The 26,221-nt window shown below is 67.1% G+C and carries 26 protein-coding genes and 1 tRNA gene; 12 read left to right on the top strand and 15 right to left on the bottom strand.

The genetic code is table 11. From position 1 onward, the window contains the following. The first annotated feature begins 117 nt into the window (after positions 1 to 117). Positions 118 to 354 carry a type II toxin-antitoxin system ParD family antitoxin gene (locus J5M67_RS01325; RefSeq protein WP_207882502.1) on the top strand — a complete coding sequence of 79 codons (237 nt, stop codon included), beginning with the start codon at positions 118 to 120 and terminating at the stop codon, positions 352 to 354. A 40-nt stretch (positions 355 to 394) separates the two neighbouring features. Here J5M67_RS01325 and J5M67_RS01320 read toward each other — a convergent pair. From J5M67_RS01320 to J5M67_RS01285, 8 genes are all read right to left on the bottom strand, one after another. After that, positions 395 to 490 (bottom strand) — tRNA-Sec (locus J5M67_RS01320). Between the two features lie 272 nt (positions 491 to 762). Further along, positions 763 to 2,694: a selenocysteine-specific translation elongation factor gene (gene selB / locus J5M67_RS01315; protein WP_207882500.1), complete on the bottom strand. Its 1,932-nt coding sequence runs from the start codon at positions 2,692 to 2,694 to the stop codon at positions 763 to 765. After that, positions 2,691 to 4,097: an L-seryl-tRNA(Sec) selenium transferase gene (gene selA / locus J5M67_RS01310; protein WP_207882498.1), complete on the bottom strand. Its 1,407-nt coding sequence runs from the start codon at positions 4,095 to 4,097 to the stop codon at positions 2,691 to 2,693. The genes selB and selA overlap by 4 nt, the downstream gene beginning before the upstream one ends. A gap of 205 nt (positions 4,098 to 4,302) precedes the next feature. Beyond that, positions 4,303 to 5,235: a formate dehydrogenase accessory protein FdhE gene (gene fdhE, locus J5M67_RS01305; RefSeq protein WP_207882496.1), complete on the bottom strand. Its 933-nt coding sequence runs from the start codon at positions 5,233 to 5,235 to the stop codon at positions 4,303 to 4,305. Positions 5,236 to 5,369: 134 nt separating this feature from the next. Continuing rightward, a complete protein-coding gene (locus J5M67_RS01300; RefSeq protein WP_207882493.1) occupies positions 5,370 to 5,996 on the bottom strand; it encodes a formate dehydrogenase subunit gamma in 627 nt (208 codons plus the stop codon). Between the two features lie 72 nt (positions 5,997 to 6,068). Continuing rightward, positions 6,069 to 7,001 carry a formate dehydrogenase subunit beta gene (fdxH, locus tag J5M67_RS01295; RefSeq protein ID WP_207882491.1) on the bottom strand — a complete coding sequence of 311 codons (933 nt, stop codon included), beginning with the start codon at positions 6,999 to 7,001 and terminating at the stop codon, positions 6,069 to 6,071. A gap of 8 nt (positions 7,002 to 7,009) precedes the next feature. Then, positions 7,010 to 10,087, bottom strand: a complete 3,078-nt coding sequence (gene fdnG / locus J5M67_RS01290; RefSeq protein ID WP_207882489.1) for a formate dehydrogenase-N subunit alpha — start codon at positions 10,085 to 10,087, stop codon at positions 7,010 to 7,012. A 186-nt stretch (positions 10,088 to 10,273) separates the two neighbouring features. Then, positions 10,274 to 10,426 carry a hypothetical protein gene (locus J5M67_RS01285; RefSeq protein WP_207882487.1) on the bottom strand — a complete coding sequence of 51 codons (153 nt, stop codon included), beginning with the start codon at positions 10,424 to 10,426 and terminating at the stop codon, positions 10,274 to 10,276. A 195-nt stretch (positions 10,427 to 10,621) separates the two neighbouring features. On the opposite strand from J5M67_RS01285, the gene J5M67_RS01280 reads away from it, so the two are divergent. From J5M67_RS01280 to J5M67_RS01270, 3 genes are all read left to right on the top strand, one after another. Then, on the top strand, positions 10,622 to 12,643 hold the full coding sequence (locus tag J5M67_RS01280) for an NADPH-dependent 2,4-dienoyl-CoA reductase (protein ID WP_207882486.1): 2,022 nt from the start codon (positions 10,622 to 10,624) through the stop codon (positions 12,641 to 12,643). A 79-nt stretch (positions 12,644 to 12,722) separates the two neighbouring features. Then, positions 12,723 to 13,001 carry a type II toxin-antitoxin system RelE/ParE family toxin gene (locus tag J5M67_RS01275; RefSeq protein ID WP_207882482.1) on the top strand — a complete coding sequence of 93 codons (279 nt, stop codon included), beginning with the start codon at positions 12,723 to 12,725 and terminating at the stop codon, positions 12,999 to 13,001. Positions 13,002 to 13,016: 15 nt separating this feature from the next. After that, entirely contained in the window at positions 13,017 to 13,304 is a 288-nt protein-coding gene (locus J5M67_RS01270) for a HigA family addiction module antitoxin (RefSeq protein WP_207882481.1), read from the top strand. 111 nt (positions 13,305 to 13,415) lie between these two features. Here the strand turns inward: J5M67_RS01270 and J5M67_RS01265 are convergent, their stop codons facing one another. Next, a complete protein-coding gene (locus tag J5M67_RS01265; RefSeq protein WP_207882479.1) occupies positions 13,416 to 13,820 on the bottom strand; it encodes an SRPBCC family protein in 405 nt (134 codons plus the stop codon). A gap of 90 nt (positions 13,821 to 13,910) precedes the next feature. On the opposite strand from J5M67_RS01265, the gene J5M67_RS01260 reads away from it, so the two are divergent. The 6 genes from J5M67_RS01260 (at position 13,911) to J5M67_RS01235 (ending at position 18,130) form a co-directional block, all read left to right on the top strand. After that, complete coding sequence (locus J5M67_RS01260; RefSeq protein ID WP_207882478.1) at positions 13,911 to 14,360, top strand: DMT family transporter; 450 nt, start codon at positions 13,911 to 13,913, stop codon at positions 14,358 to 14,360. A gap of 42 nt (positions 14,361 to 14,402) precedes the next feature. After that, on the top strand, positions 14,403 to 14,951 hold the full coding sequence (gene idi, locus J5M67_RS01255; RefSeq protein WP_207882477.1) for an isopentenyl-diphosphate Delta-isomerase: 549 nt from the start codon (positions 14,403 to 14,405) through the stop codon (positions 14,949 to 14,951). Between the two features lie 84 nt (positions 14,952 to 15,035). Further along, positions 15,036 to 15,437 carry a YkgJ family cysteine cluster protein gene (locus tag J5M67_RS01250; RefSeq protein WP_207882476.1) on the top strand — a complete coding sequence of 134 codons (402 nt, stop codon included), beginning with the start codon at positions 15,036 to 15,038 and terminating at the stop codon, positions 15,435 to 15,437. Positions 15,438 to 15,491: 54 nt separating this feature from the next. After that, positions 15,492 to 16,841 (top strand): MATE family efflux transporter, encoded by a 1,350-nt coding sequence (locus J5M67_RS01245; RefSeq protein WP_207882475.1) that lies wholly within the window; start codon positions 15,492 to 15,494, stop codon positions 16,839 to 16,841. A gap of 97 nt (positions 16,842 to 16,938) precedes the next feature. Beyond that, positions 16,939 to 17,394, top strand: a complete 456-nt coding sequence (locus tag J5M67_RS01240) for a DUF2214 family protein (protein ID WP_207882474.1) — start codon at positions 16,939 to 16,941, stop codon at positions 17,392 to 17,394. Positions 17,395 to 17,512: 118 nt separating this feature from the next. Next, a complete protein-coding gene (locus J5M67_RS01235) occupies positions 17,513 to 18,130 on the top strand; it encodes a hypothetical protein (protein ID WP_207882473.1) in 618 nt (205 codons plus the stop codon). Here the strand turns inward: J5M67_RS01235 and J5M67_RS01230 are convergent. The 3 genes from J5M67_RS01230 to J5M67_RS01220 are packed head-to-tail and all read right to left on the bottom strand — an operon-like array spanning position 18,121 to position 20,209. Further along, the gene (locus J5M67_RS01230; RefSeq protein WP_207882471.1) at positions 18,121 to 18,966 is read right to left on the bottom strand and encodes an arylamine N-acetyltransferase; all 846 of its coding nucleotides are present in this window, start codon (positions 18,964 to 18,966) and stop codon (positions 18,121 to 18,123) included. The two genes, J5M67_RS01235 and J5M67_RS01230, sit on opposite strands and share 10 nt — an antisense overlap. A 23-nt stretch (positions 18,967 to 18,989) precedes the next feature. Further along, on the bottom strand, positions 18,990 to 19,472 hold the full coding sequence (locus J5M67_RS01225; protein ID WP_207882469.1) for a cupin domain-containing protein: 483 nt from the start codon (positions 19,470 to 19,472) through the stop codon (positions 18,990 to 18,992). Then, positions 19,469 to 20,209: an NAD(P)-dependent oxidoreductase gene (locus J5M67_RS01220; protein ID WP_207882467.1), complete on the bottom strand. Its 741-nt coding sequence runs from the start codon at positions 20,207 to 20,209 to the stop codon at positions 19,469 to 19,471. The genes J5M67_RS01225 and J5M67_RS01220 overlap by 4 nt, the downstream gene beginning before the upstream one ends. A gap of 187 nt (positions 20,210 to 20,396) precedes the next feature. On the opposite strand from J5M67_RS01220, the gene J5M67_RS01215 reads away from it, so the two are divergent. Further along, the gene (locus J5M67_RS01215; RefSeq protein ID WP_207882465.1) at positions 20,397 to 20,957 is read left to right on the top strand and encodes an NADPH-dependent FMN reductase; all 561 of its coding nucleotides are present in this window, start codon (positions 20,397 to 20,399) and stop codon (positions 20,955 to 20,957) included. Positions 20,958 to 21,037: 80 nt separating this feature from the next. Here J5M67_RS01215 and J5M67_RS01210 read toward each other — a convergent pair whose 3' ends face one another. Next, a complete protein-coding gene (locus J5M67_RS01210; RefSeq protein ID WP_243434417.1) occupies positions 21,038 to 21,340 on the bottom strand; it encodes a chaperone modulator CbpM in 303 nt (100 codons plus the stop codon). After that, complete coding sequence (gene cbpA / locus J5M67_RS01205) at positions 21,337 to 22,293, bottom strand: curved DNA-binding protein (RefSeq protein WP_207882463.1); 957 nt, start codon at positions 22,291 to 22,293, stop codon at positions 21,337 to 21,339. The genes J5M67_RS01210 and cbpA overlap by 4 nt, the downstream gene beginning before the upstream one ends. Positions 22,294 to 22,546: 253 nt before the next feature. On the opposite strand from cbpA, the gene J5M67_RS01200 reads away from it, so the two are divergent. Then, positions 22,547 to 23,983 carry a PLP-dependent aminotransferase family protein gene (locus J5M67_RS01200; protein ID WP_207882460.1) on the top strand — a complete coding sequence of 479 codons (1,437 nt, stop codon included), beginning with the start codon at positions 22,547 to 22,549 and terminating at the stop codon, positions 23,981 to 23,983. 166 nt (positions 23,984 to 24,149) lie between these two features. Here the strand turns inward: J5M67_RS01200 and speA are convergent, their stop codons facing one another. Next, positions 24,150 to 26,063, bottom strand: a complete 1,914-nt coding sequence (gene speA / locus J5M67_RS01195) for an arginine decarboxylase (RefSeq protein ID WP_207882458.1) — start codon at positions 26,061 to 26,063, stop codon at positions 24,150 to 24,152. Between the last annotated feature and the right edge of the window lie 158 nt (positions 26,064 to 26,221).

The raw sequence follows: 26,221 nt of genomic DNA, 5'->3' as shown, positions 1-26,221 counted from the left end.
TTGTCCCCCAATGCCGCCAGTGATCGAGCAGTCCCACTTCCTGGCTATGGACACCGGCTTGATACCGGCGAGCGGCACCAATGTGGCAAATTTTGCCATTCGGGAGAGAATTGCCCCATGAGCACGATGAACATTTCCCTGCCGGACTCGCTCAAGAGCTTTGTCGATGAGCAGGTCAGCCAACGCGGTTATGGCACCAGCAGCGAATACGTGCGCGAGCTGATTCGAAAGGATCAGGACCGCCAGCGTCTGCGGGGCCTGCTGATCGCCGGCGCAGAGTCGATGCCATTGGCGCCTGCCGACAGTGAGTACTTCGAGTCGCTCCGCACGCGGGGACGAAAGGCCCGTGGATGAAGACGAAGCACGACATTCCTTGACTACTCACCAATCAGATTGGCGGAAGGCAGTGGGAGTCGAACCCACCCAGGAACGGCTGCCGTCCCCCACCGGGTTTGAAGCCCGGCCACGCCACCGGGCGTGATTGCCTTCCCTGAACTGGTGCCGGCGCTGGAGCGCGCTGGCAGATCGGGAGCCTGGATGTTGCCATCAATGCGCTGACCGATGCCAGCGCAGCGATGCCGCAGGAGGCTCGATGATCTTGCAGAGTGGCTGCATGGCATGAATAGGCACCTATTTCGGTTGGTGGCCCATCCCCCTCACCCTGTGGGCCGCGAAAGCCGCTTCGACTTCCTCATCCGAACGCCCTTCTCCGGCCGCCATCGAAGCTCGGCTGGCGTTGATCCTGGTTTCCAGAAACTTACCCTAGTCGTCCTCCGGAGCAGTGCTCGCTAGCGCCGAATCCTCCCGCACCCGCCGTTCGTTGCCGAAGCGGCGGGTGAAGCCGATGCGGTCGAAGTATTCCAGCAGCTGGATGCAGCGCTTGCGGCCAATGCCGATGCGGTCGCGGAAGGCGGCAGCGCGGATGATGCCGGCTTCGTCGCGCAGGTGCAGGGCGTGGCTGGCGAGTTGGCGAAGGGTTTCTTCCGGATAGAACAGGTCCTTCACCACCTGGTGCAGCTGGCCCAGGCGGGCGAGTTTGCGCAGCAGCAGACGTACGTCGCCCTCCTCCACCGCCAGCTCGCGGGCCAGGTCGCGCACCCAGGGCGGGTCGAAAGCGCCAGCCAGCAATAGCGGCCGGACGCGTTCGTGCAGGCGTTCGTCGGCTTCGCCCAGTTGCACGCGGTGATCGGGCAGGTGCAGCCAGGGGCCGCTGCTGTCGATGCGCTGGTCGGCCAGGAGGCTTTCCAGCAGGGCGATGAAGACCGGGCGTTCGAGCTGCGAAAAGGCGTAGCGGCGCAGGCGGTCGCGGTCGGGGCCTAGTTCGTCGGGGGCCTCGGCGTGGAAGCGTTGCAGGGCGTCGATCACCTGCTGTTGCAGGACCTTCCAGCGCTCGGCCGCGAACAAGCGCGGGCCGAGACGGGTGCTGATCTCGACCAGTTCCGCAGGCAGCTTCCAGCTCTCGCGCGGGCGGTTGAACTGCCGCGCCAGCAACGTCGGATCGAGTCCATTGCTGGCGTGCACCAGCAGGGTTGGCAAGGCACTTTCCAGGCTCTCGCCCTGCAAGGCGCGCAGTTGCTCCAGACGCTCCGGACTGCGACGGTTGCGCGCCGGGGCGAAGGGATCGAGCACCCGCCCGCCGCCAAGGGTGCGCTGGGCGGACTGGTCGCGCAGCACCAGGCGGTCGCCGTGGACAGCATGGCTTGGAGCATTCAGGACAAGCTGCGCGAAGGCATGCTCGCCGGGTTGCAGGCGCTCGCCTTCGAGCAGCGCAACGCGGCCGGTGACGTCCTGTGCGCCCAGGTGGACATGTACCGGCGTCCAGTGGGTGAAGGCGCGTGTCTCGCTGGGCAGCAGGTGCAGGTCGATATCGATGCGCGTGGTGGGTGCGTGCAGCTCCGGAGCGATCAACCAGTCGCCTCGGTGAATCTGGTCGAGGCTCAGGCGCTCGCCGGCGATGTTCAGAGCTACGCGCTGACCGGCGTGGGCCTGCTGCGCCTCGCGGTTCTGTGCGTGCAAACCACGGACACGAACGCGTCGACTGGCGCTGCCCAGCAGCAGCTCGTCGCCCACGCGAACGGTGCCGGCGAAGGCGGTTCCGGTGACGACGACACCCGCGCCACTGACACTGAAGGCGCGGTCCACCGCCAGGCGGAAACCACCGGCTGCGGCACGCTCATGGGTATCGCGCGCCGCTTCGGTGAGGGCGTCGCGCAGGGCGTCGATGCCCTCTCCGGTCGCGCTGGAGACGGGGAAGATTGGCGCATCACTCAGCGGACCATCGGCAAGCAACTCCTGCACGTCGCGAGCTGCCTGCGCCACGCGCTCAGCGGGCACGCGGTCGGCCTTGGTCAGCGCGACGATGGCGCGGCGGATGCCGAGCAGTTCGACGATGGCGAGGTGCTCGCGGGTCTGCGGCATCACGCCGTCGTCGGCGGCCACCACGAGCAAGACTAGGTCGATGCCGCTGGCGCCGGCCAGCATGTTGTGGACGAAGCGCTCATGCCCCGGCACGTCGATAAAGCCGGTGAGCGTGCCGTCGCCCCGCTCTGCTTCCAGGGCGGCATAGACGTAGCCGAGGTCGATGGTGATACCGCGCTCGCGCTCAGCCGGGCGACGATCACCTTCGATGCCGGTAAGGGCGCGCAGCAGCGAAGTCTTGCCGTGGTCGATGTGCCCGGCGGTTCCGACTATCACGCCTTGTACTCGGCCAGCAGCGGCAGTTGGGCGACGAAGCCGGGCTCGTCGTCGAGCTGGCGCAGGTCGAGCCACAGCGCGTCGTCGTCGATGCGGCCCAGCACGGGGATGGGCAGGCAGCGCAGGCGCTCCTCCAGGTCGAGCAGCGCGCGGCCGCGCTGGCGCTTGGGCTGGTTCGGGCGCAGGCACAGGGCGGCGCTGGGCAGCCGGGCGACCGGCTGGGCGCCGCTGCCGATCATGCCCAGGGCATCTGCGGCGCTGACGCTCCAGCTTTCACCCAGCAGAGCAGCCAGGGCGGGAGCCAGGCGCTGAGCCTGGACGCGAATGTCCGCCTGTGGGCGGCTGAGCAGGCGCAGGCTGGTGAGGCGCTCGGCGAGGCGGTCCGGGTCGCGGTAGAGGTTGAGCACGGCCTCCAGCGCGGCGAGGGTCAGCTTGTCCACCCGCAGGGCGCGCTTGAGCGGGTTTTTCTTGATCCGCCCGATCAGTTCCTTGCTGCCGAGGATCAGTCCCGCCTGCGGGCCGCCGAGCAGCTTGTCGCCGCTGAAGGTGACGATGTCGGCGCCGTCGCGCAGGGCTTCCTGCACGGTGGGTTCCTGGGGCAGGCCCCAGCGGGTGAGGTCGACCAGGGTGCCGCTGCCCAGATCCTCCAGCAGCGGCAGGCCATGGGCGTGGGCGATCTGCGCCAGCTGCGGGGTGGCGACGCTGGCGGTGAAGCCCTGCACGCTGTAGTTGCTGGTGTGCACGCGCATCAGCAGGCCGGCGCGCGGGCCGATCGCGGCTTCGTAGTCCTTGGCGTGGGTGCGGTTGGTGGTGCCGACCTCGACCAGCTTCACGCCGGCGCGGGACATGATGTCGGGGATGCGAAAGGCACCGCCGATCTCGATCAGCTCGCCGCGGGAGATGATGCCTTCCTTGCGCACGCCCAGGCTGTTGAGCGCCAGCAGCACGGCGGCGGCGTTGTTGTTGACCACGGTGACGGCCTCGGCGCCGGTCAGCTCGCGGATCAGCCCGGTGATGAGGTCGTCGCGGTCGCCACGCTTGCCGGTGGCGAGGTCGAATTCGAGGTTGAGCGGGTAGCGCGCGGCCAGGGTGATCGCGTCGATGGCCTCTTCCGGTAGCAAGGCGCGGCCGAGGTTGGTGTGCAGCACGGTGCCGGTGAGGTTGAACACCCGGCGCACGTGGCTGGCGTGGTGGGCAGCGAGGCGTTCGCCGGCACGGCCGGCGAGCACGGAGTCTTCCAGTTCGATGGCAGCCAGCTGGCCGTGGCGCGCGGGCTCGCGCAGTTCGTCGAGCAGGTCGCGCAGGGTCTTGAGCAGGGCTTCGCGGCCGTAGCGCTGCTGCAGCGGCTGGCAGGCCGGGCTGCGCAGCAGGCGGTCGATGGAGGGCAAACGTACCGAGGTCATGGACGAACCTTGTGCTGGGGACGATGGCTGGAGTCAGTGTAGGGCGAATAACCGCTCGCGGTTATCCGCCGTCTGCCTCGACGTGAAGCCGGCGGCGGATAACGCGTTCCGCGTTTGCTATGCCTTTGTAGGATGGGTGGAGCGCAGCGATACCCATGCTGTCGCGGCACGGGGCTTGATGGGTATCGCTGCGCTCCACCACATCCTACGAAGAGCCGCCCGGCGCCAGCAGCAGGTTCGGTGCGGTGCGCAGGTAGCCGTCCTCGGCGAGGCGGATGTCCAGCGCAAGGCTGGCGAGGTCGTCGGCCTGGGCCTCGGCATGCTTGTCGTGCTGCAGGTAGAACTGCTTGAGGTAGGACTGGCAGCCGGGGCAGGTCTCGGCCTTGAGCGGCGCCTGGTCGCTGGCCACGCCTTCGCGCTGCAGCGAGTAGTAGGCCAGGCCCTTGCTCTCGGCGCAGTGGCTGCATTTGACGCGTACGTAGTGCCATTCGCAGGAGCACAGCGAGCAGGACAGGTAGCGCAGCCCGGCATGCTTGCCCTGGCTGCGGATCATCCCCGCCACCGGCGGCGCGCCGCAGGCCGGGCAGAGGGTCTGGCTGTCGGTTTCCGCCAGGGTGTCGTCGGGCAGTTGCAGCAGCCACTGGCTGAAGGCGACCTGCAGCACGGCGCCGAGGAAGGGCACCAGCGCCGGCGGCAGCAGGTCGAACTGGCCGTTGAGCAGGCCCAGGGCCCAGGCCTTGCGCTGACCTTCATCGGCGCTGCGCAGGGGCTTCAGCGCCTCGACGATGGCTGGGTTGGCCGTGGGTTCGTAGGCGTCGAGGAAGGCGTCCAGAAGCGGCAGCCAGGCGCCTTCGCGCACCAGCACTTCGTAGGCCAGCGGCGGCATGCGGTGTTCAAGACTACGGGCCAGTGCGGCGGCGTCCGGCGACGGCAGCGGAAGCTTGCGGTCGAGCAGTGCCTGCTGGGCGTCACAGACGCCAGCGATCAGTTCCAGGTAGCCCTGCAACGGGTTGCCCGCCGCCAGTTCACGCAAACGCGCGGCACGGCGGGTAAAGAGATCGGAAGACGGCAGATTGAACAGCGGCGGGATGTTGGCGGCAGCTTCGATCTGCCCGGGTTCGAGAATTCGGCCTGACACGCAGGACTCCTTGTTGATGGAGGTTCGGGGCCGAAAGAGCCCCTCACCCTAGCCCTCTCCCGGAGGGAGAGGGGACTGTTCGAGCCAGCTGTTAGTCCAGTGTCAGCTGACATTCATTTCAGCAGCATTGCAGGTCAGTGGCCCTTGCCCTTCTCCACGTCCTTCAACCAGGCGGCATGGTGCTTGCGCGCCCAGCCGCGGCTGACCCAGCCATAGAGCATGGCGCCCATCGAGCCCTTCACCCAGATGCCGGCGTAGATGTGCACCAGGATGCTGCAGATGAGCACGAAGGCGGCGAAGGCGTGCAGCAGCGACGCCAGGCGGATGATGTCGATGCCGAACCACTGGCTGAAGTACGCCCGCCACATGACGAAGCCGGTCAGCAACAGCACCAGCATGCACAGCAGCAAGGTCCAGAACAGCAGCTTCTGCCCGGCGTTGTAGCGACCGACTTCCGGGAGGTTTTCCTCTCGGTTGGCAACCACGTCGCGCCATTGCTTGAGCCATTGCACGTCGCGTTTTTCCATCAGGTTGTGGTGGGCGAAACGCACCACCAGCCCGAGGAAGAACAGGAACATCGCCACCCCGAGGAAGGGGTGGAGGATGCGCGTCCACGGGCCGCCACCGAAGAGGTTGGTCAGCCAGAACATGGCCGGGTGGAACAGCGCCAGCCCCGAAAGACCGGCAAGGAAGAACAGGATGGCCACCATCCAGTGGTTGCTCCGTTCGTTGGCGTTGTAGCGCTGGATATCTTTCTTCATCTCTCGATCCTCGTAGCCCTCACCCCTACCCTCTCCCACTGGGAGAGGGGGCAAAAGCGACTGCCAGGCAGGTCACGGGCGCTTACGCGGGTCATAGTCATGCACCGAAGGGTCTACCTTGTGCACCGATGCCTCCGGGTCGGAACCACCTGGCTCATCCTCCTCCACCCGGTTGGGACCGGTGCGGGTGTAGTGGAAGAACCCGGCCAGCACCACCGCGCCCATGGCCAGCAGGCCGAGAGGTTTGGTGATGCCTTTCCAGAGGCTGACCATCGGGCTGATCGCCGGCTTGTCGGGCAGGCCGGCGTAGAGCGAGGGCTGGTCGGCGTGGTGCAGCACGTACATCACGTGGGTGCCGCCCACCCCTTCGGGGTCATACAGCCCGGCGTGCTCGAAGCCGCGCGACTTCAGGTCCTCGATGCGCTCGGCGGCATGCTCCTTCATGTCCTCCTTGGTACCGAAGACGATGGCGCCGGTCGGGCAGGTCTTCACGCAGGCCGGTTCCATGCCCACCGCCACGCGGTCGGAACACAGGGTGCACTTGTACGCCTTGTGGTCCTTCTGCGAGATGCGCGGGATGTTGAACGGGCAACCGGTGATGCAGTAACCGCAGCCGATGCAATGGTCCTGGTTGAAGTCGACGATGCCGTTGGCGTACTTCACGATCGCTCCCGGGCTCGGGCAGGCCTTCAGGCAGCCCGGCTCGGCGCAGTGCATGCAGCCGTCCTTGCGGATCAGCCACTCCAGGTTGCCGGCCGGCGCTTCGTATTCGGTGAAGCGCATGACCGTCCAGGAGTCGGACGTCAGGTCGATCGGGTTGTCATAGGTGCCGTGGTTATGGCCCACCTCATCGCGCAGCTCGTTCCATTCCGAGCAGGCGACCTGGCAGGCCTTGCAGCCGATGCACTTGGACACGTCGATCAGCTTGGCCACTTCCTCCTCGCGCCGCACCGAGGACATCGGCGTGGTGGTGGCGGAGCGGGCGTAGATGTCTTGGCTACTCATGTTTCACCTCACGCCTTTTCCACGTTGACGAGGAAGGACTTGAACTCCGGCGTCTGCGTATTCCCGTCGCCCACGAAGGGGGTCAGGGTGTTGGTCAGGTAGCCGTTGCGCGCCACACCCGAGAAGCCCCAGTGCAGGGGGATACCCACGTGGTGCACGGTCTTGCCGTTGACCTGCAGCGGCCGGATGCGCTTGGTCACCACTGCCACCGCCTTGATGAAGCCGCGGTTGGAGGAGACCTTCACACGGTCGCCGGCCTTGATGCCGAGCTCCTTGGCCAGCGCCTCGCCGATCTCGACGAACTGTTCCGGCTGGACGATGGCATTCAGACGGCAATGCTTGGTCCAGAAGTGGAAGTGCTCGGTGAGCCGGTAGGTGGTCGCGGCGTAGGGGAACTCGTCGGCCTTGCCGAACAGTTCCATGTCGTTCTTGAACACCCGCGCCGCCGGGCTGCTGATGGCCTGCGGATTCTTGTGCAGCGGGTTGACCCCGATGGGTGTCTCGAACGGCTCGTAGTGCTCGGGGAACGGGCCCTCGGCCATCTTGTCGACGGCGAAGAAGCGCGCCACGCCTTCGGGGTTCATGATGAACGGATTCATCCCCGCTTCCGGCGCCACGTCGACCTTGAAGTCGGGCACGTCGGTGCCGCCCCAGGCCTTGCCGTTCCACCACACCAGGCGCTTCTTCACCGGGTCCCACGGCTTGCCGCTGACGTCCGCCGAGGCGCGGTTGTAGAGGATGCGCCGGTTGGCCGGCCACGCCCAGGCCCAGCCCAGGGTCTGGCCCATGGCGTAGGGGTCGCTGTTGTCGCGGCGGGCCATCTGGTTGCCCAGTTGCGTCCAGGAGCCGGCGAAGATCCAGCAACCACTGGCGGTGCTGCCGTCATCGCGCAGCAGCGCAAAGCCCGGAAGCTGCTCGCCGGCTTTGGCCAGGACCATGCCGTTGGCGGGATCGACCAGGTCGGCCAGGGCCTTGCCGTTGTACTCCTTGGCCAGCTCGTCCGGGCCGGGTTCGTCGGGTTTCAGGTAGTTCCAGTCCAAGCCCAGGATCGGGTCGGGGAACTTGCCGCCGTCTTTCGCGTAGGCATTGCGCAGGCGGTGATACAGCCCAGCCATGATCGCGATGTCGGTGCGCGCTTCGCCCGGCGGTTCGGCGCCCTTCCAGTGCCATTGCAGCCAGCGCCCGGAGTTGACGATGGAGCCGTCTTCCTCGGCGAAGCAGCTGGTGGGCAGGCGGAACACGGTGGTCTGGATGGCCTTGCTGTCCACCTCGTTGAACTCGCCGGCGTTGCGCCAGAACTCCGAGGTCTCGGTGGCCAGCGGGTCCATCACCACCATCCACTTCAGCTTGGCCAGCGCGGCGCTGACCTTGGCCTTGTTGGGGAAGGAGGCGATGGGGTTGAAGCCCTGGCAGAAGTAACCGTTGACCTTGCCCTGGTACATCATGTCGAAGTAGCGCAGCACGTCGTAGCCGGCGCCTGGCATATCGAGCTTGGGCAGCCAGTCGTAGCACCAGTTGTTGTCCTTGGTGGCGGACTTGCCGAACCAGGACTTCATCAGGCTGACGTGGAACTTGGGATAGTTCTGCCAGTAGGACAACTGCCCTGGACGCAGCGGTTTGCTGGTGCGCTTGGTGATGTAGGCGCTGTAGTCCTGCTCCGCGTCCATGCCCAGGGTCAGGTATCCGGGCAGCGAGTTGGACAGCAGCCCCAGGTCGGTCAGCCCCTGGATGTTGGAGTGACCACGCAGCGCATTCATGCCGCCGCCAGGCATGCCGATGTTGCCCAGCAGCAACTGGACCATCGCGCCGGTGCGGATCATCTGCGCGCCCACCGAGTGCTGGGTCCAGCCCAGGGCGTACATGATGGTCATCACCTTGTCCGGCGCGGCGGTGGTGGAAATCTCCTCCCACACCTTGAGCATCATGTCCTTGGGCGTGCCGCAGATGTTGCTCACCACGTCCGGCGTATAGCGGCTGTAATGCTGCTTCATCAGGTTGAACACGCAGCGCGGGTGCGCCAGAGTCGGGTCGACCTTGGCGAAACCGTCCTCGCCCAGTTCGTACTGCCAGGAGGACTTGTCCGGGTAGGTGCGCTTCTCGGCGTCATAGCCGTTGAACAGGCCGTCCTCGAAACCGAAGCCTTCCTTCACGATGAAGGAGACGTCGGTGTAGTTGTGCACGTATTCCTTCTGGTACTTGCCGTTTTCCAGCAGGTAGTTGATCAGGCCGCCGAGGAAGGCGATGTCCGTGCCGGTGCGGATGGGCGCGTAATAGTCGGCCACCGAAGCGGAACGGGTGAATCGCGGGTCGACCACCAGCAGGCGCGCCTTGTTGTGCGCCTTGGCTTCGGTCACCCACTTGAAGCCGCACGGGTGCGCTTCAGCAGCGTTGCCGCCCATGATCAGGATCAGATCGGCATTCTTGATGTCGGTCCAATGGTTGGTCATGGCTCCACGGCCAAACGTCGGGGCAAGACTTGCCACCGTCGGGCCGTGTCAGACACGCGCTTGGTTGTCGAACGCCAGTAGTCCCAGGGAACGCACCACCTTGTGGGTGATATAGCCCGCTTCGTTGGAAGACGCCGACGCGGCCAGGAAGCCGGTGGTCAGCCAGCGGTTCACCGTCTGGCCCTGGGCGTTCTTCTCGATGAAGTTGGCGTCGCGGTCTTCCTTCATCAGCTTGGCGATTCGGTCCAGCGCCTCGTCCCAGCCGATGCGCTTCCACTCGCTGGAGCCCGCCTCGCGGATTTCCGGGTACTTCAGGCGGTTGGGGCTGTGGACGAAGTCCAGCAGGCCCGCGCCTTTCGGGCAGAGGGTGCCGCGGTTCACCGGGTGATCGGAGTCACCCTCGATGTGGATGATGTTCTGCGCAACGTTCTTCGCCGCATCCCCCTGGCTGTACATGAGGATGCCGCAGCCCACCGAGCAGTACGGGCAGGTGTTGCGGGTCTCGACGGTGCGCGCAAGCTTGAAGTGGCGGATCTGGTCGGCGAATGCATCCGGGGGTGCCATCCCGAGTGCCGCCAGGCTCGATCCTCCAAGGCCCACGGCGCAGACCTTGAAAAATTGCCGACGGTTCATATCCATCGTGCGTCTCCTGATCAGGCAGCGTACGTCCGGGACATGGCCGGACCCTTGCTGCTTAAAAGATAGCCAAGCCGGGCCGATGCGCCAGCTTGAGCGGGGCAGACCATGCACGCTGGGGGTTTGCGGCGCATTGACGCGCGTCAGTCCGTCACCGGGAACGGACGGTGCAATACTCCCAAAGGGGAATCAGGGGTAGGCGCAGGAGAGGCTGCTGCCGTCGGGACGGCACGCGGACTGCTGGTGGTCGGTCTGGAGGGATTCATGCAGGCCCAGCAGGGCCACCCCGACGAGAACCGCGAGCAGGTAATGGCGCGCATGTTTTCTTCTTATCGCTTTCATGACGTCCTCCGAGGATGGGTCACTTCAGCCTGCGATCGGGGCACGAAGCCCTGCCATGGGAAAATTCTGCAACCGATACGTCTGGTGTCAACCGCTGGCTTGACCGAAATGCCCGAACGGCACGGCATTCGGGCCGTTCACCGACGCACGGCAAGCCAATAGGGTGAAGGGACCTCCAATGCCACGGTTGCGCCCATGTCCACAGCCTCGCCCTACCCTCACCTGCTCGCCCCGCTCGACCTGGGCTTCACCCAGCTGCGCAACCGCGTGGTGATGGGTTCGATGCACACCGGGCTGGAGGACCGCCTGTGGGACTTCGGCAAGCTCGCCGCCTACTACCGCGAGCGGGCGCGCGGTGGCGTGGGGCTGATCATCACCGGGGGCTTTGCGCCCAACCGCGAAGGCTGGCTGCTGCCGCTGGGCAGCAGCCTCACCAGCGGCCTGCAGGTGCCGGCGCACCGGCGCCTGACCCTGGCGGTGCAGCGCGAGGGCGGCAAGATCCTGCTGCAGATCCTGCACGCCGGGCGCTATGGCTATCACCCGCTGGTGGTGTCCGCCTCGCCGATCAAGTCGCCGATCAGCTGGTTCAGCCCGCGGGAGCTGTCCGAGCGCGGCATCCTGCGCACCATTGCCGCCTTCGTCCGCTGCGCGAAGCTGGCCCAGGCCGCTGGCTACGACGGCGTGGAGATCATGGGCAGCGAGGGCTACCTGCTGAACCAGTTCCTCTGCCCGCGCACCAACCAGCGCGAGGATCGCTGGGGCGGCGACCTGGGCAACCGCATGCGCCTGCCGCTGGAGATTGTCCGGCGCATCCGCCGCGCAGTCGGCGAGCGCTTCATCATCAGCTACCGGCTGTCGCTGCTCGACCTGGTGGAAGGCGGCAACAGCTGGGACGACGTGCCTACCGTCGCGCGAGCCCTCGAAGGCGCCGGCATCGACCTGCTCAACACCGGCATCGGCTGGCACGAATCGAAGGTGCCGACCATCGTCACCTCGGTGCCGCGCGCGGCCTTCGCCGAGGTCAGCGCGCGCCTGCGCCGGGAGCTGCGGGTACCGGTGATCGCCAGCAACCGCATCAACACCCCGGAGGTCGCCGAACGCCTGCTCGCCGAGGGGCACGCCGACCTGGTTTCCCTGGCCCGCCCGCTGCTGGCCGACCCGCAGTTCGTGGCCAAGGCCGCCGCCGGGTGCGCCGAGGCGATCAATACCTGCATCGCCTGCAACCAGGCCTGCCTCGACCACGCCTTCGCCAACCGCCGCGCCAGCTGCCTGGTGAACCCACGCGCGGCCTTCGAGACCGAGCTTCGCTATCGCAAGGCGAAAGTGCACAAGCGCATCGCGGTGATCGGCGCGGGTCCGGCCGGGTTGTCCGCCGCCTGCGTGGCCGCCGAACGTGGCCACCGGGTGACGCTGTTCGAGGCCAGCGGGGAGATCGGCGGACAGTTCAACCTGGCCAAGCGGGTGCCGGGCAAGGAGGAATTCCACGAGACGCTGCGCTACTTCGCCGTGCGCCTGCGCGAGCTGGGCGTCGAGGTGCAGTTGGGCCGGCGCATCACGCGTGGCGAACTGTGCGGCGAGTTCGACGAAGTGATAGTCGCCACCGGCATCCGACCGCGCACGCCATCGATTCCGGGGATCACTCACCGCAAGGTGCTCGGCTACCTCGACGTGCTGCGTGGCGCGCCGGTGGGCGAGAAAGTCGCGCTGATCGGGGCGGGCGGCATCGGCTTCGACGTCGCCAGCATCCTCCTCGCCGAACGCGACGGTCCGCAGCCGCTGGGCGAATGGCTGGGCCAGTGGGGCATCGACCTGGACAACGCCACGCCGGGCGGGCTGATCCCGCCGATTGCAACGGTGCCACGCCGGGAGATCTGGCTGTTGCAGCGCAAACCCGGCCAACCCGGCACCGGGCTGGGCAAGACCAGCGGCTGGGTGCATCGCGCACATCTCAAACACCATGGCGTGCGAATGCAGGGCGGCGTGGAGTACCTGCGCATCGACGATGACGGCTTGCACGTACGCATCGACGGCCGGGAGCAATGCCTGGCGGTGGACAACGTGGTCATCTGCGCCGGGCAGGAACCGCTGCTGGAGTTGCAACCGACGCTGGCGGCGGAGAACCTGCGCTACCACGTCATCGGCGGCGCCAGCGTGGCGCGGGAGCTGGATGCCAAGCGAGCGATCCGCGAGGGGGCGGAGCTGGCCGCTCGGTTGTAAGTTCGGAGCCTACAAGGCGGCAACTTCACACAAGCATCTCAGCTAGGGCGAGTGTAATTTGTTAGATTACAGTCCAGCGATGATCAGGAGCTTCCGCCACAAGGGACTGCGCGCCCTTTACCAGCATGGCGATCCTCGCGGAGTAAGGGCCGATCACGTGCCCAGACTGCAACGCATCCTTGCCGCACTGGACGCCGCCAACTGCCCCAGGGACATGGACCTGCCTGGTTACCGCCTGCATGGACTGAAAGGTTCGCTGGCCGGCTACTGGGCCGTCAGCGTCTCGGGCAATTGGCGTGTGATCTTCCGCTTCGCCGACAGCGACGCGGAACTGCTGGACTATCTCGACTATCACTGACCGGAGGATCACAGCATGGCGATGCACAATCCGCCCCACCCCGGCGAAATCCTTCTTGAGGATGTGTTGCCGGAGCTTTGCCTGTCCGTGACGGCACTGGCGGCTCACCTCGGCGTAAGCCGTCCGCACCTGTCCAAAGTCCTCCATGGCCGCGCACCTGTCAGCGCCGACCTGGCCTGGCGCCTGGAACAGGCCGGCGTAGGCGTCGCTCGCCACTGGCTGGCGATGCAAGCCGCTTATGACCTCTGGCAGGTCAGCCAGCAGGCGCACCCGCCCATTGCCCGATTACAAGCGGTGGCGTAAGCATCGTTGCAGAGCGCTTCGAACTCGACCAACGCGCCAACTGACAATCAGGGTTGATCGGCGTACAACCGCGAACGGTTATACGCCCTACGGATGCGCTGAAACACCGGTCTATATCGACTCCAGCAACGCCTTGATCGCCTGCAAATCCTTCTCCACCCACTGCGCATCCCGCTCGAAAGCGGAGTCGTCCATCTGCGGCTGGCGAAACAGCGTGAGCTGCAATTCGCAGCCATCGCCATTGGCAATCAGGCGCAGCGGGATGTGGATCGCTGGACTGTCGTCGGGCAACACCGCATGGTCCAGCACGCCGAAGGCATTGCGCGGCGAGAAGCGCACCCGTAGCGGCCCCTGTGGCGTCTGCGCCAGCCACAGATCGCCCTCCAGTGGCTCGATCGAGTGGCACAGGCCCGACGCCCAGCGCGGGAAGTTCTGCGGCACGGCAAGAAAGTCATAGGCTTCGCCCCACCGGCGCTGGATGCGGACGCTCAGGGTGCGGGAAGGCAAGGTGCTCATGGCGACTCCAGGAATCGGGCGGAGAGATGCTCCAGTCTGGTGCATACTAGCCGGCTGTCCTTTTCGCTTCGATTGCCCAGGAGTCACTCCATGCCCACGCCGCCCTGGTGGATGTTCGTACTACCCCTGATCGCCGGCGCCTGCCTGCCCTTGCAGGCCGGCATCAATGGCCAGCTGGCCAAGCAGGTGTCCAGCGTACTGGCTGCCGCGCTGATCTCGTTCTTCGTCGGCATGATGGGCCTGCTGGTGCTGACCCTGGCCAACCGCGAATTCCCCAGCCTTACCGCCATGCGCGAGCTGCCCTGGTGGCAGTGGTGCGGCGGCTTCCTCGGCATGTTCTTCATCTTCATTGCCGCCTTCGCCGCGCCGCGTGTCGGCGCCCTGATGTTCATGGTGCTGGTGCTCGCCGGCCAACTGGGCATGGCGATGACCCTCGACCACTTCGGCTGGGCCGGCTTCCGCGAAGCGCCGGTCAGCGGGCTGAAGATTGCCGGCATGGCCGCCATCGCCGTCGGTATCTGGATGATCCGCAAGGGCTGATAAGCTGGAAGACAGCGAACAGCACGCTCGCAGGAGAGTCCCATGACCGATATCCAGGTGATCCTGGTCGACGAACACGACAACCCGACCGGCACGATGGAGAAGCACGAGGCGCATCACCTGGGGCTGCGCCACCGGGCCATTTCGGTGTACCTGTTCAACCGCGCCGGCGAGCTGCTGCTGCAGCGCCGCGCGCTGGGCAAGTACCACTGCGGCGGACTGTGGAGCAACACTTGCTGCGGCCACCCGTACCCGGACGAGTCGGCGCTGCATGCCGCCGAGCGCCGGCTACGCGAGGAAATGGGCGTACAGGTCTCGCTGCATAAACTGTTCGAGTTCAGCTATCGCCTGCAGCTAGCCAACGGCATGACCGAACACGAGTACGGCCATCTGTTCGGCGCCATCGACGAGCAGCGGCCGCAGCCGGATCCCGAAGAGGCCGACGACTTCCGCTACATCGCCCTGCCCGACCTGGAAGCCGAGATGGCTGCGCACCCGGAGCGCTTCACACCCTGGTTCCTCGTCTGCTATCCGAACTTCAGGGACTACCTGCGCGACCACGGCGGGCTCGCGGCCCTGCCGACCGCCTGAGGCCTCAGTTCGTCGAAAGGCCGCGCAATTCTTCGCGCCGGCCACTATGATGCGCGCCTCCGCACCGCCCCGCCGAATGCCGCCATGAGAAAACCACCGCTGATCGCCAACGCCGAACTGGACCGCCTGGAAACCTGGGCCAAGTACACTTCGGGCCTGTGCAAGGACTGCAACGCCACCTGCTGCACCATGCCGGCGGAAGTGAACGTCAACGACCTGATCCGCATCGGCGTCGTCGACGAATTCGAGCGCGACGAACCGGCGAAGAACATCGCCAAGCGCCTGCTCAAGGAAGGCATCGTCGAGCGCTTCAACCAGAAGAGCGGCATCTTCACCCTGACCCGCACCAGCAACGGCGACTGCTATTTCCTCGATCGCAAGACGCGCCTGTGCACCGTCTACGCCAAGCGCCCGGACACCTGCCGCAACCACCCGCAGGTCGGCCCGCGCCCCGGCTACTGCGCCTACCGCAAGAAGACCGTCTGATCGCGGCGAGGGCACCCAGGCTCGCTATACTGCGAGCCTGCTCAGGAGCCCCGCATGAATCCCCTGCTCGAAGCCTGGCGTCACCAGCCGACCCACCGCCGCGTCTGGGCGCTCGCTGCGCCGATGATCCTCTCCAATGTTTCCGTGCCCCTGGTCACCCTGGTGGACAGCGCGGTGATCGGCCATCTGCCGCACGCCCACCAGTTGGGCGCGGTGGCCGTCGGCGGCGGGCTCTACACTCTGCTGGTGGGCGTGCTCGGCTTCCTGCGCATGGGCACCACCGGCTTCGCCGCCCAGGCCGCCGGCCGCAGTGACGGTGGCGCGCTGCGACGGATTCTCGGCCAGGGCTTGCTGCTCGCCGTGGGCCTGGCGCTGCTGCTCGGGCTGCTGGCGCTGCCGCTGACCGATCCGGCGCTGGCGCTGATGCGGCCGTCCGCCGAACTCGACACGCTGGCCCGCCAGTTCTTCCACATCCGCCTGCTCGGCCTGCCGGCGGCGCTGGCCACCTACGCGCTGGTCGGCTGGTTCCTCGGCACCCAGAACGCGCGTGCGCCACTGGCGATCCTGCTGACCACCAACCTGATCAACATCGCCCTCGACCTGTGGTTCGTGCTTGGCCTGGAATGGGGCGTGGCCGGCGCCGCGCGGGCCTCGGTGATCGCCGAATGGAGCGGCGCCCTGCTCGGCCTGGCGCTGACCCGTGGCGCGCTGCTGCGCTACCCCGGCCAGCCGGACTGGTCGCGCCTGCGCGCGTGGATGAGCTGGCGGCCGCTGCTGATGGTCAACCGCGACATTTTCATCCGCAGCCTGGCGCTGCAGGGCGTGTTCTTCCTGCTCACCGTGCAGGGCACCCGCCTGGGCGATGCCACGGTGGCGGCCAATGCGCTGCTGCTCAATGGCCTGATGATCACCTCCTATGCCCTCGATGGCCTCGCCCACGCGGTGGAGGCCCTCTGCGGCCACGCCATCGGCGGCTGCGACCGCAGCGCGCTGCGCCGCTCGCTGGTGGTGGCCTGCGGCTGGTCGCTGATCGCCAGTCTGCTGTTCGTGGCTTTCTTCACCTTCGGCGGGCACCTGTTCATCGCCCTGCAGAGCGACATCCCCGAGGTGCGCGCCACCGCCGACCAGTACCTGCCCTACCTCGCCTGCCTGCCGCTGATCGGCCTGTGGAGCTACCTGCTGGACGGCCTGTTCATCGGCGCCACCCGTGCCCGCGAGATGCGCAACGCCATGCTCCTGGCCTGCGCCGCCAGCCTGCCGCTGGGCCTGCTGCTGCAGCCCTTCGGCAATCACGGTCTGTGGCTGACCTTCCTGTGCTTCATGCTGCTGCGCGGGCTGATCCTCGGGCTCTATGCCTGGAGGCTGACGCGCAACGATGCCTGGCAGGTGCCCGCCGGAGCCTGAAAATGTGGACCGTGCGCTGGCACGCGCGGAGGCTGCCCTCTACAGTGCCAGGCACCGCGCATTCGCGCCCCAAGGCCCCACCAGAAGGACCCGTCCCATGGCCCAAGCCATTGCCGCCTACCTGCATTACTTGTCGATCTTCGTGCTGTTCGCCCTGCTGGTGCTGGAGCACCGCCTGTTCCGCCTGCCGCTGGACCTGGAACGCGCGCGCAGCCTGATCGTCGTCGACATCGCCTACGGTGCCTGCGCCGGCGTGGTGCTGCTGACCGGCGCGACACGGGTCATGTGGTTCGCCAAGGGCCCGGAGTACTACCTGCACAACAGCCTGTTCCACGCCAAGATCGGGCTGTTCGTGCTGGTCGCGCTGCTGTCGATCCTGCCGACCATGACCTTCCTCAACTGGCGCAACGACCTCAAGGCCGGCCGGGTCCCGCAGGTCAGCGCGCGCCAGGGCAAACTGGTGACCATGACTATCCGCCTGGAACTGCTGGCCCTGCTGATCCTGCCGCTGCTGGCCACGCTGATGGCGCGTGGTTACGGAATGATCGGCTGATGCCGGCACGGACCTGATCAGCACTGTCCGACCAACCTTCGGGACAACTCCGATCCCGGCGTCCCCCTGATCCAGGGATGCTCCTGCGCAGCTCACCGAACTGCCGCAGGACAGTCCCATGCACGCCCCCACCGCCCGCCTCGCCCTCGCCGGCTCGCTTGCCCTTGGCCTGACCGGCTGCGCGAGCAACGACTTCACCCTTGAGGCGGACCTGCCCGGCGATTTCAAGTTCACCGGCGATGCCCTGTACGTCGCCACGGCGAACAGCGCCTGCCCCCAGCAGAGCCGGCACCGCCTCTTCGAAACCGCCGGCAATGGCGAGCGGCCACGGCGCATCAGCTTCGTGGTACCGCTCAAGCAGAAGCGCGAGGGATGCAACCTGGAACTCAGCGGCATCAGCATCGAGCTCGATGGCAGTTCACTGCCGATCTACTCCGACAGCAATCGCGCCGACGTCGCACTGGCCGGCCTGGTCGTTCGCGACCGGCTGCCCGCCGGGGAGCCCAGCATGCCTCGCGAGGGCACGCTGATCTTCGACGGTCAGTGCCGCTGGGGCGCCCCGGCGGACGGCGCCGTCCGAACCTTGCAGTGCCACGCATCCGATCTGCAGGGGCACTGGTTCGAAGGCGCCCCTGGCGGTGTGCTACAGCGTGATCAATTGGCCGGGCGCACCGTGCGCCTGGCCATCGCCATGCCGACGGAACCGACCGAACTGGCCGGCGCCGCTCATCCCTGAGCCGCGAGCAATTGCGCCAGGCGCTGCCGCAGTGCCGGCACATCACGTTCCGCCGGCCATAGGCGGAAACGCTCACGCAGTACCGCCAGCAACTCGTCGGCATCCTCGATGCTGCGCTGCTCAACCGCACCGCTGGTGGTACGCCGGCTGAATTGGCCATTGAGCAGCGACAGGCGCGCACCGTCCTCGCTGATCGCCACGCGCAGGGACAGGCGAAACACGCTCTGCGGATGGGTCGAGGTGTACCAGTTGCGCATGGCGTAGTCGATCCACAGCTGTGGCTGCAGGGTGAAGCGGTACAGCGTCTGCCAACCGGAGCTGGAGCGCGTCGCCATCTCGATCTCCCCATCGAGTGCGCCGGTCAGGCGCCAGCCGCAGGGCAGTTCCTCGTTCAGCCGCAGCGGCAACGCACGGGGCGATGCGGGGCCGCCGAAGCCGATGTCCACCAGGAACACGCCTTCGGCCAGGTCGACCCGCAGCAGCAGGTGCGACTGCGGGGTGAGCGGCGCATCGGCCGGCAAGCCCCAGCGTACCCGGCCGACCAGCAGCGTCACCCGGTAGTCGAGGCTGCTCAGCAGGCGGGCGAACAGGCTGTTCAGCTCGAAGCAGTAGCCACCGCGACGCTGCTCCACCACCTTGGCGAAGACTGCCTGCGGATCGATGTTCACATTCTTTTCCAGCAGCACGTCGAGGTTCTCGAACGGCAGGTGGTGCAGAGCAGCGCCAATCAGCCGGTCGAGATTCGCCAGGGTCGGTTCCGGGCGCTCAACCGGCAGGCCGATACGAGCCAGAGTGGCGTCGAGCTGGGCGGTGCTGAAGGGGGTAAGCGGGGTCATGCGAGTCTCCTTTCGCAAAGCATTCAATGTTGGGGTTCCGGGATCAGCAGCGGGCCGCAGTGCTCGTCGCTGATGATCACCGCGAGTAGCCGGGCCGGCTCGCTCGCGCTGGGATTCTCGGCGAACAGGTGCAAGTCGCCAGTGGGTTCGAACCAGGTTTCCCCGGCGCCGTAGGTCCGTGCCGGCAGGCCCTGCATCTGCGAGCGCACCTGGCCGCTGACCACGATAGCGGTGACCGCGCCGGGGTGCCGGTGTGCGGGGGTGAAGCCGTTGGGCGGGAAGTCCACCCGCAGCGTGGTGACGACCTTGCCGGGCATCTCCGCCAGAGGCTCGCAGGACAGGCGGCTGACCTGGGTGCTCGGCCGGGCACTGGCCGGGTGCTGCACGTGACTGTCGGCCAGTTGCACCAGTGGACGCGACCAGGGTTGCCAGAGCAGCGCGCCGGCCGTCACGGCGGCGGCCAGCAGCAGTCCGGTACGGGCCTCGCGGCCCAGCGCGGGGTTCACGGACGAGCTCCTTGCAGGCGGAAGCCGGGATGCCAACCCAGGCGGTGGCGGGCCTTGGCCGAACTTACCTCGATGTCCTGCTCGGCGACGTTGTAACAACCCCGCGCGCCCCACTCCAGCGCCAGCAGCGCGGCGTGGGCGGCGTCATCCACATGCACGGCCAGTCGCGGGTCCGGCGCATCGCTGCCGGTGCCCGGTCCGTAGAGACGGCCGTAGCGCAGGACGATACCTTCCATCGGCGCCGCGCCGAGCACGGCGGACTCCAGCGCGGCCACACCGCCGACACTGACGGCGCGGCTGCCTTCGGCCGCCAGGTCCAGGGGTTGCTCCTCGTGCAGGGGCGGCTCGCCCGGCGCATAGGCCCAGGCGATGCTTTGCGCCACCATGCGCTCGACGCCTGCGGCCAGGGCGGCGGCCACCAGGTTGGCGGTGCCCTCGCGGCGCAACCGGGCATTGCGCGGCTGGGCGGCGGGCATTTGCGCCGGGTCCAGCCCCGCCGGCAGATCGGTGAGCTGATGAACGACCCAGCGCGGCTGGAACGCCCGCATCGCGCCCTGCAACGCGTCGGCGTCGTAGACGTCCAGCACCATCGCCCGGGCGCCCGCCGCCTCCAGTTCGGCGGCGCGCTGTGGCGAACGACTCACGGCGAGTACCTGGTAGCCGCGCTCCAGCAGCAGCGGCAGCAGGCGCTTGCCAATGGCGCCGCTGGCGCCGGCGAAGAACACTTTCATGCACATGATCGACCTCGAAAGGCTCGGGTGGCTCGGGTGGGTGGAGAATGGGGCCACTCTAGGGCCGCCATGCCCCAGCCAACAGAGCCAAGATCACGCAAATCAACTGGGACATGACCGTGCGAAGGTGCGGGCAAAGCCGCCACCATCGTCTATAACAAACGGCTCAACACCCGTTCTTGAAGGAGTCGTCATGAGCCAAGTCTTCGATGTCGCCGTAGTCGTCGGCAGCCTGCGCAAGGAATCCCTGAACCGCAAGATCGCCAAGGCCTTCGTCCGGCTGGCGCCGTCCAACCTGAAGCTGGAGATCGTGGAGATCGGCGACCTGCCGCTGTACAACGAGGAGCATGACAGCGCCACGCCACCGGCCAGCTATACGGCCTTCCGCGAGCGCATCCGCCGCGCCGACGCCGTGCTGTTCGTCACTCCGGAGTACAACCGCTCGGTACCCGGCGTGCTGAAGAACGCCATCGACGTGGGCTCGCGCCCCTATGGCAAGAGCGCCTGGAACGGCAAGCCGTGCGCGGTGGTCAGCGCCTCCCCGGGCGCGATCGGCGGCTTCGGCGCCAACCATCACCTGCGCCAGTCGCTGGTGTTCCTCAACATGCCGGTCCTGCAGCAGCCGGAAGCCTACCTGGGCGGCGCCGGCAGCTTCTTCGACGAGGCCGGGCAGCTGTCCGAGAAGACCCAACCCTTCCTGCAGAGCATCATCGACGCCTTCGCCCGCTGGATCGAGCAGAACCAGCCGCGCTGAAGCAACAGTGCGCCGGCCCTTGCGAGCCGGCGCACATCGTTCACTCCAACGAGCTGCGGTAGGGCGAACGATCGCCTGCCTCAGTCCTCCAGCAGGCGCGCCAGGCGCTGGCGCAGGTAGCGATTCTCCGCGCGCAGCGCGTCCACTTCATCCAGCAGGCGCAGGGCCAGGGCGATGCCCGGCCAGTCCAGCTCGAATTCGCGACGCAGGCGTACGGCGCGGCGCACCACGCCGACCGCCTGGTAATCGAACACCCAGTGGCCACCGCGTTGCTCGCAGGGCTCCACGATGCCCACCTCGACGATCTCGACGAGCACGTCGCGGGGCAGGTTCACCGACTGGCAGAGCTCGTCGAGGTCCACCACCATCACTGTCGTCGTCATGCGCGTTTCCCCCATTCGGCGCGGGGATCGAAGGCCGCCTTGGCAGCCAGTTCCTCCCAGAGTTTGCGTGTCGCCTCGTCGGCGTTCTTCGGCATCACCACCTTGAGCACGGCGTAGAGATCGCCGGGCGCGGCATCGCCCTTGTTCGGCAGGCCCTTGCCCTTGATCCGCAGGCGCTGCCCGGCCTGGCTCGACGCGGGAATGCCGAGGTTGATCCGGCCACCCAGGGTCGGCACCTCCACCTTGGCGCCCAGCGCGGCTTCCCAGGGCGCCACCGGCACGGTGACGACCAGGTCGCGGCCGTCGACGTCGAACAGCGGGTGCGGCACCAGGCGGATCACCAGGTACAGGTCGCCCGCCGGCCCGCCGTTGATACCCGCCGCGCCCTGCCCTTTCAGGCGGATGCGCTCGCCGTCGGTGGTGCCCACCGGGATCTTCACGTTCAGGGTCTTGCTCTGCGGCGGCAGCTTGCGGCCGTACTCGTCGTAGCTGGGCAGGCTGAAGCTGATCGGCCGGCTCTCGCCGGAGAGGGCTTCCTCGAGGAACAGTGGCACTTCCATTTCCACGTCCTGGCCACGGTGGGCGCGCGGCTGACGAGCACCACCACCGGCTCCGGCGCGCGCACCGAAGATCTGCTCGAAGAAGTCGCTGAAATCCTGCTCGTGCTCCGGCGGCGGCCCGTCGAAACCGCCGCGCGGCTGCCAACCGGGCGGCGCCTCGAACTGCGGTCCCTGCTGGCCGTATTTGCGCAGCTCGTCGTACTCGGCGCGTTTCTCCGGGCTCTTGAGCACTTCATAGGCTTCGGAGACTTCCTTGAAGTGCGCCTCGGCGTCCGGCTCCTTGCTGACGTCCGGGTGGTACTTGCGCGCGAGCTTGCGGTAGGCGGTCTTGATCGCCTTCTCGTCGGCGTCGGGGGCTACCCCCAGGGCCGCGTAGTAATCCTTGAATTCCATCGTTCTCCTCACATGCGTTGGACCTGTCGGCGCCTGAATACGAGGGGATCACGCAGGCAGCCGAGGCAGCTGCGCGCACAGCGAGGCGAACAGGTGGAAAAAGCGGGGTTGTGTCTTACAGATGGAGACGGCTTCCCCATTTTTCAACACTCCCGAAAGCCTAGACGCTGATCCTGCCGCACATTGGACGAGGCGACCTGATACCGGTCATGGCATAGTCATTCTCCTTGCTTCACTACTGAATGATCAGGCCATGACCACGCCCATCGACGCGATCCGCCAGCCGCTGGACCCCGGCCTGGCGCTGCCGATCTACCGCCAGCTCTACGAGCGCATCAAGGACGCCGTCGCCCGCGGCGCGCTGCGCCCTGGCGAGCGCGTGCCGCCGGTGCGCGGGCTGGCCGGCGAGCTGGGCGTGGCGCGGGGTACGGTGGAGCTGGCCTACCAACTGCTGACCAGCGAGGGTTACCTGCAGGCGCGAGGGCCGGCGGGCACGGTGGTTTCGCCGCAGCTTGCCGGGCGGACCTCGCCCGCCCCAACCGTGGTGCTCGACCCGGCCACGGTGGAACGCAGCCTGCCCGGCGTGATCGCCCACGGCCCGGCCGTCAAACCGCTGCAGCTCGGCCTGCCGGCACTGGACGCCTTCCCCCGCGCGCTCTGGTCGCGCCTGTGCGCGCGCCGACTGCGCCAGCAGAGCGCGACGGCCCTGGCCTATCCCGAGCCTTGTGGCTACGGCCCGCTGCGCGAGGCGGTGGCGGGTTATCTGGGTATATCCCGAGGGATCGTCTGCGATCCCGCGCAGGTGTTCATCTGCGCTGGCTACCAGGGCGCGCTGGACCTGATCAGCCGCACCCTGCTCGAACCCGGCCAGGGCTTCTGGCACGAGGACCCGGGCTACCCGCGCGGCCGGGAACTGCTGCGCCGCGCTGGCGGCGTGCCGGTCCCGGTGGCGGTGGACGACGACGGCCTGCGGGTGGAAGACGGCATCGCCCGCGCGCCGGACGCCCGCTTCGCCCTGGTCACGCCGTCACAGCAGAGTCCCACCGGCGTGGCTCTCAGCCTTTCCCGCCGCTTGGCCCTGCTCGACTGGGCGGCGGGCACGGACGCCTGGATCATCGAGGACGACTACGACAGCGAATACCGCTATGCCGGCTTCCCGCTGCCGGCTCTGAAGAGCCTCGACCGCTCAGGCCGCGTGCTCTACACCGGCACCTTCAGCAAGGTGCTATACCCGGCGCTGCGCCTAGGTTATCTCGTCGTCCCGCCGGCGCTGGTGGAAGATTTCGTACGAAGCCAGCAGGTATTCGCCTCCGGCTGCGCCGAACTGTTGCAGGCGACGCTGTGCGACTTCATGCAGGAGGGCCACTTCGCGCGCCATCTCAAGCGCACCCGCGTGCTCTATGCGCAGCGTCGCCAGTGGTTGCGCGCGGCGCTGGAAGCGCGGCTGGGCGAACGCCTGCACTTTGCCGACACGCCCGGCGGGTTGAACCTGATCGGTGCGGTGCAAGGCGACGACCTCGCCATCGCCACCCGCGCCCATGCCGACGGGCTGGGCCTGCAGGCGCTGAATGCCTGGTGTGTGGAAGCGAAACGCGAACCGGCGCTGGTGATGAGCTTCACCAATGTGGTGGACGAATCGATGGCGTCGCGATTGGCGGAGCGGGTTGGACAAGCGATGGGCCCCTTGTAGGAGCGAGCTTGCTCGCGAATGGCTGGACACCCGGTGTTCCCCTGTAGGAGCGCGCCATGCCCGCGATCGCGCGCATGGCGCGCTCCTACGATCAGCTCCGGTGCAGCGGCAGGAAAGAAAAAGCCCCGCCGAAGCGGGGCTTTCATCCTGAGAACGCCGTTGCCCGTCAGGACGACAGGTAAGCCGAACGGGTCAGCCCCAGGCGCAGCGCGTCGAGGTACTGCGTACGCTCGCGCGCGGTGAGCTTGGCCCCGGCCACCTTGTCGCGGTAGTGGGTCATCAGCTCCTCGGGCGACAGGTGCACGTAGCGCAGCATGTCCTCGATGGTGTCGTGGGTCTCGATGCCGGCGTGGTAGTAGCTGCCGTCGGCGTTCTGGTAGACGTTCACCGAGTCGGTGTCGCCGAACAGGTTGTGCATGTCGCCGAGGATTTCCTGGTAGGCGCCGACCAGGAAGGTGCCGATCAGGTAGTCCTCGCCTTCCTTCACGTCGTGCACCGGCATGCTGGTCTCGATGCTCTGCTCGTCGACGTACTGGGTGATCTTGCCGTCGGAGTCGCAGGTCAGGTCCTGCAGCACCGCGCGGCGGGTCGGTTCCTCGCCCAGGCGGTGGATCGGCAGGATCGGCAGCACCTGGCCGATGGCCCAGGTGTCGGGCAGGCTCTGGAACACCGAGAAGTTGCAGATGTACTTGTCGGCCAGCTTGTCGTTCAGCTCATCGAGCACCTGACGGTGCGAGCGCTGGTGCGCCTTGAGCTGGTTGTGCAGGCGGCGGCAGATGGCGAAGTAGCACTGTTCGGCCAGGGCCTTCTGCGCCAGGCTGATCTTGCCCTCGGCGTACTGCGCGGCGGCATCGCTCATGTAGTGGGTGGCGCGCCAGTAGGTCTCGGTGACCATCTCGGCCTCGGTCGGGCCGAGCAGGTCGGCCAGCCACTGGACGATTTCCGGCTGTTCGGCCAGGTCGGTGATCTTCGGCACTTCGTCGTTGTGGCGCTCGACGTCGGTGACCTGGGTGATCAGCACCGCGTGGTGCGCGGTCAGCGCGCGGCCGCTCTCGGAGAAGATGTGCGGATGCGGCAGGCCCTGCGCGTCGCAGAATTCCTTGAGCATGCCCACCACCACACCGGCGTAGTCGTCGATGTCGTAGTTGATCGAGCTGGCGTTGCGCGAGTGGGTGCCGTCGTAGTCCACGCCCAGGCCGCCGCCGACGTCCACATGGTCCACCGGCAGGCCGAGGGCGCGCAATTCGCCGTAGTAGCGGATGGCTTCCTTGAAGCCGTGCTGGTAGTCGGCGAGATTCGCGATCTGCGAGCCCATGTGGAAATGCAGCAGGCGCACGCCCTGGTCCAGGCCAGCACCGCGGAAGCGCTCGACCACCGACAGCAGCTGGGCGGCGGACAGACCGAACTTGGCCTTCTCGCCACCGGTGTCAGCCCACTTGGAGGAGGCCAGGGAGGACAGGCGCACGCGCAGGCCGACCTGCGGCAGCACGCCGACGTTGGCGGCTTCCTCGATCACCAGCTGCACCTCGGATTCCTTCTCGATCACGATGAACACGTTGTGACCAAGCTTCTGCCCCATCAGCGCCAGCTTGATGAACTCGCGGTCCTTGTAGCCGTTGCAGACGATGGTGCCGCCCTTGGGCGCGAGCGCCAGCACGGCCATCAGCTCGGGCTTGGAGCCGGCCTCCAGGCCGATGGAGACGTTCTGGGTGGCGATGATGCTTTCCACCACCGCTTCCTGCTGGTTGACCTTGATCGGGTACAGCGCGGTGTAGCGGCTGCCGTATTCCAGGCGCGCGATGTTGGCGTCGAAGGCGCCGGTGAGCTTGCGTACGCGGTCCTGCAGGATGTCCGGGAAACGCACCAGCAGCGGCAGCGACAGGCCGGCTTCGCGCAGCTGGTCGACCAGCCCGTGCAGATCGATCGGCTTGGCATCGGCGCCCTGCGGGCGAACTTCCACGTTACCGGCGTCGTTGATGGCGTAGTAGCCCGCGCCCCAGTGGCGAATTCCGTAGATGCTGCGGCTGTCAGCCACGGTCCAGTTGCTGCCGTCGTCTTTGCGGGTCCGTCTAGCGGCCATGCGGGGTGGTCTCCTCAAGTGTCTCGAATGAATGCAGGCGCCCGCCCGGCAAGCGGGTGAGTCGTCAAAGCCTAGTCGGCTGGTGTGACGTTGCCGTGTTGACCGCCAGCGTTGGCGGTAAGTTTAGGTAAATCCGACGATGCGCCCAGGGCGCGCCG

Source organism: Pseudomonas sp. 30_B (assembly GCF_017491605.1).
In the GTDB taxonomy this organism is placed as follows: Bacteria; Pseudomonadota; Gammaproteobacteria; order Pseudomonadales; family Pseudomonadaceae; genus Pseudomonas.
The sequence above is the reverse complement of the archived record's forward strand: the minus strand, read 5'-3'. Positions and strand labels throughout refer to the sequence as shown.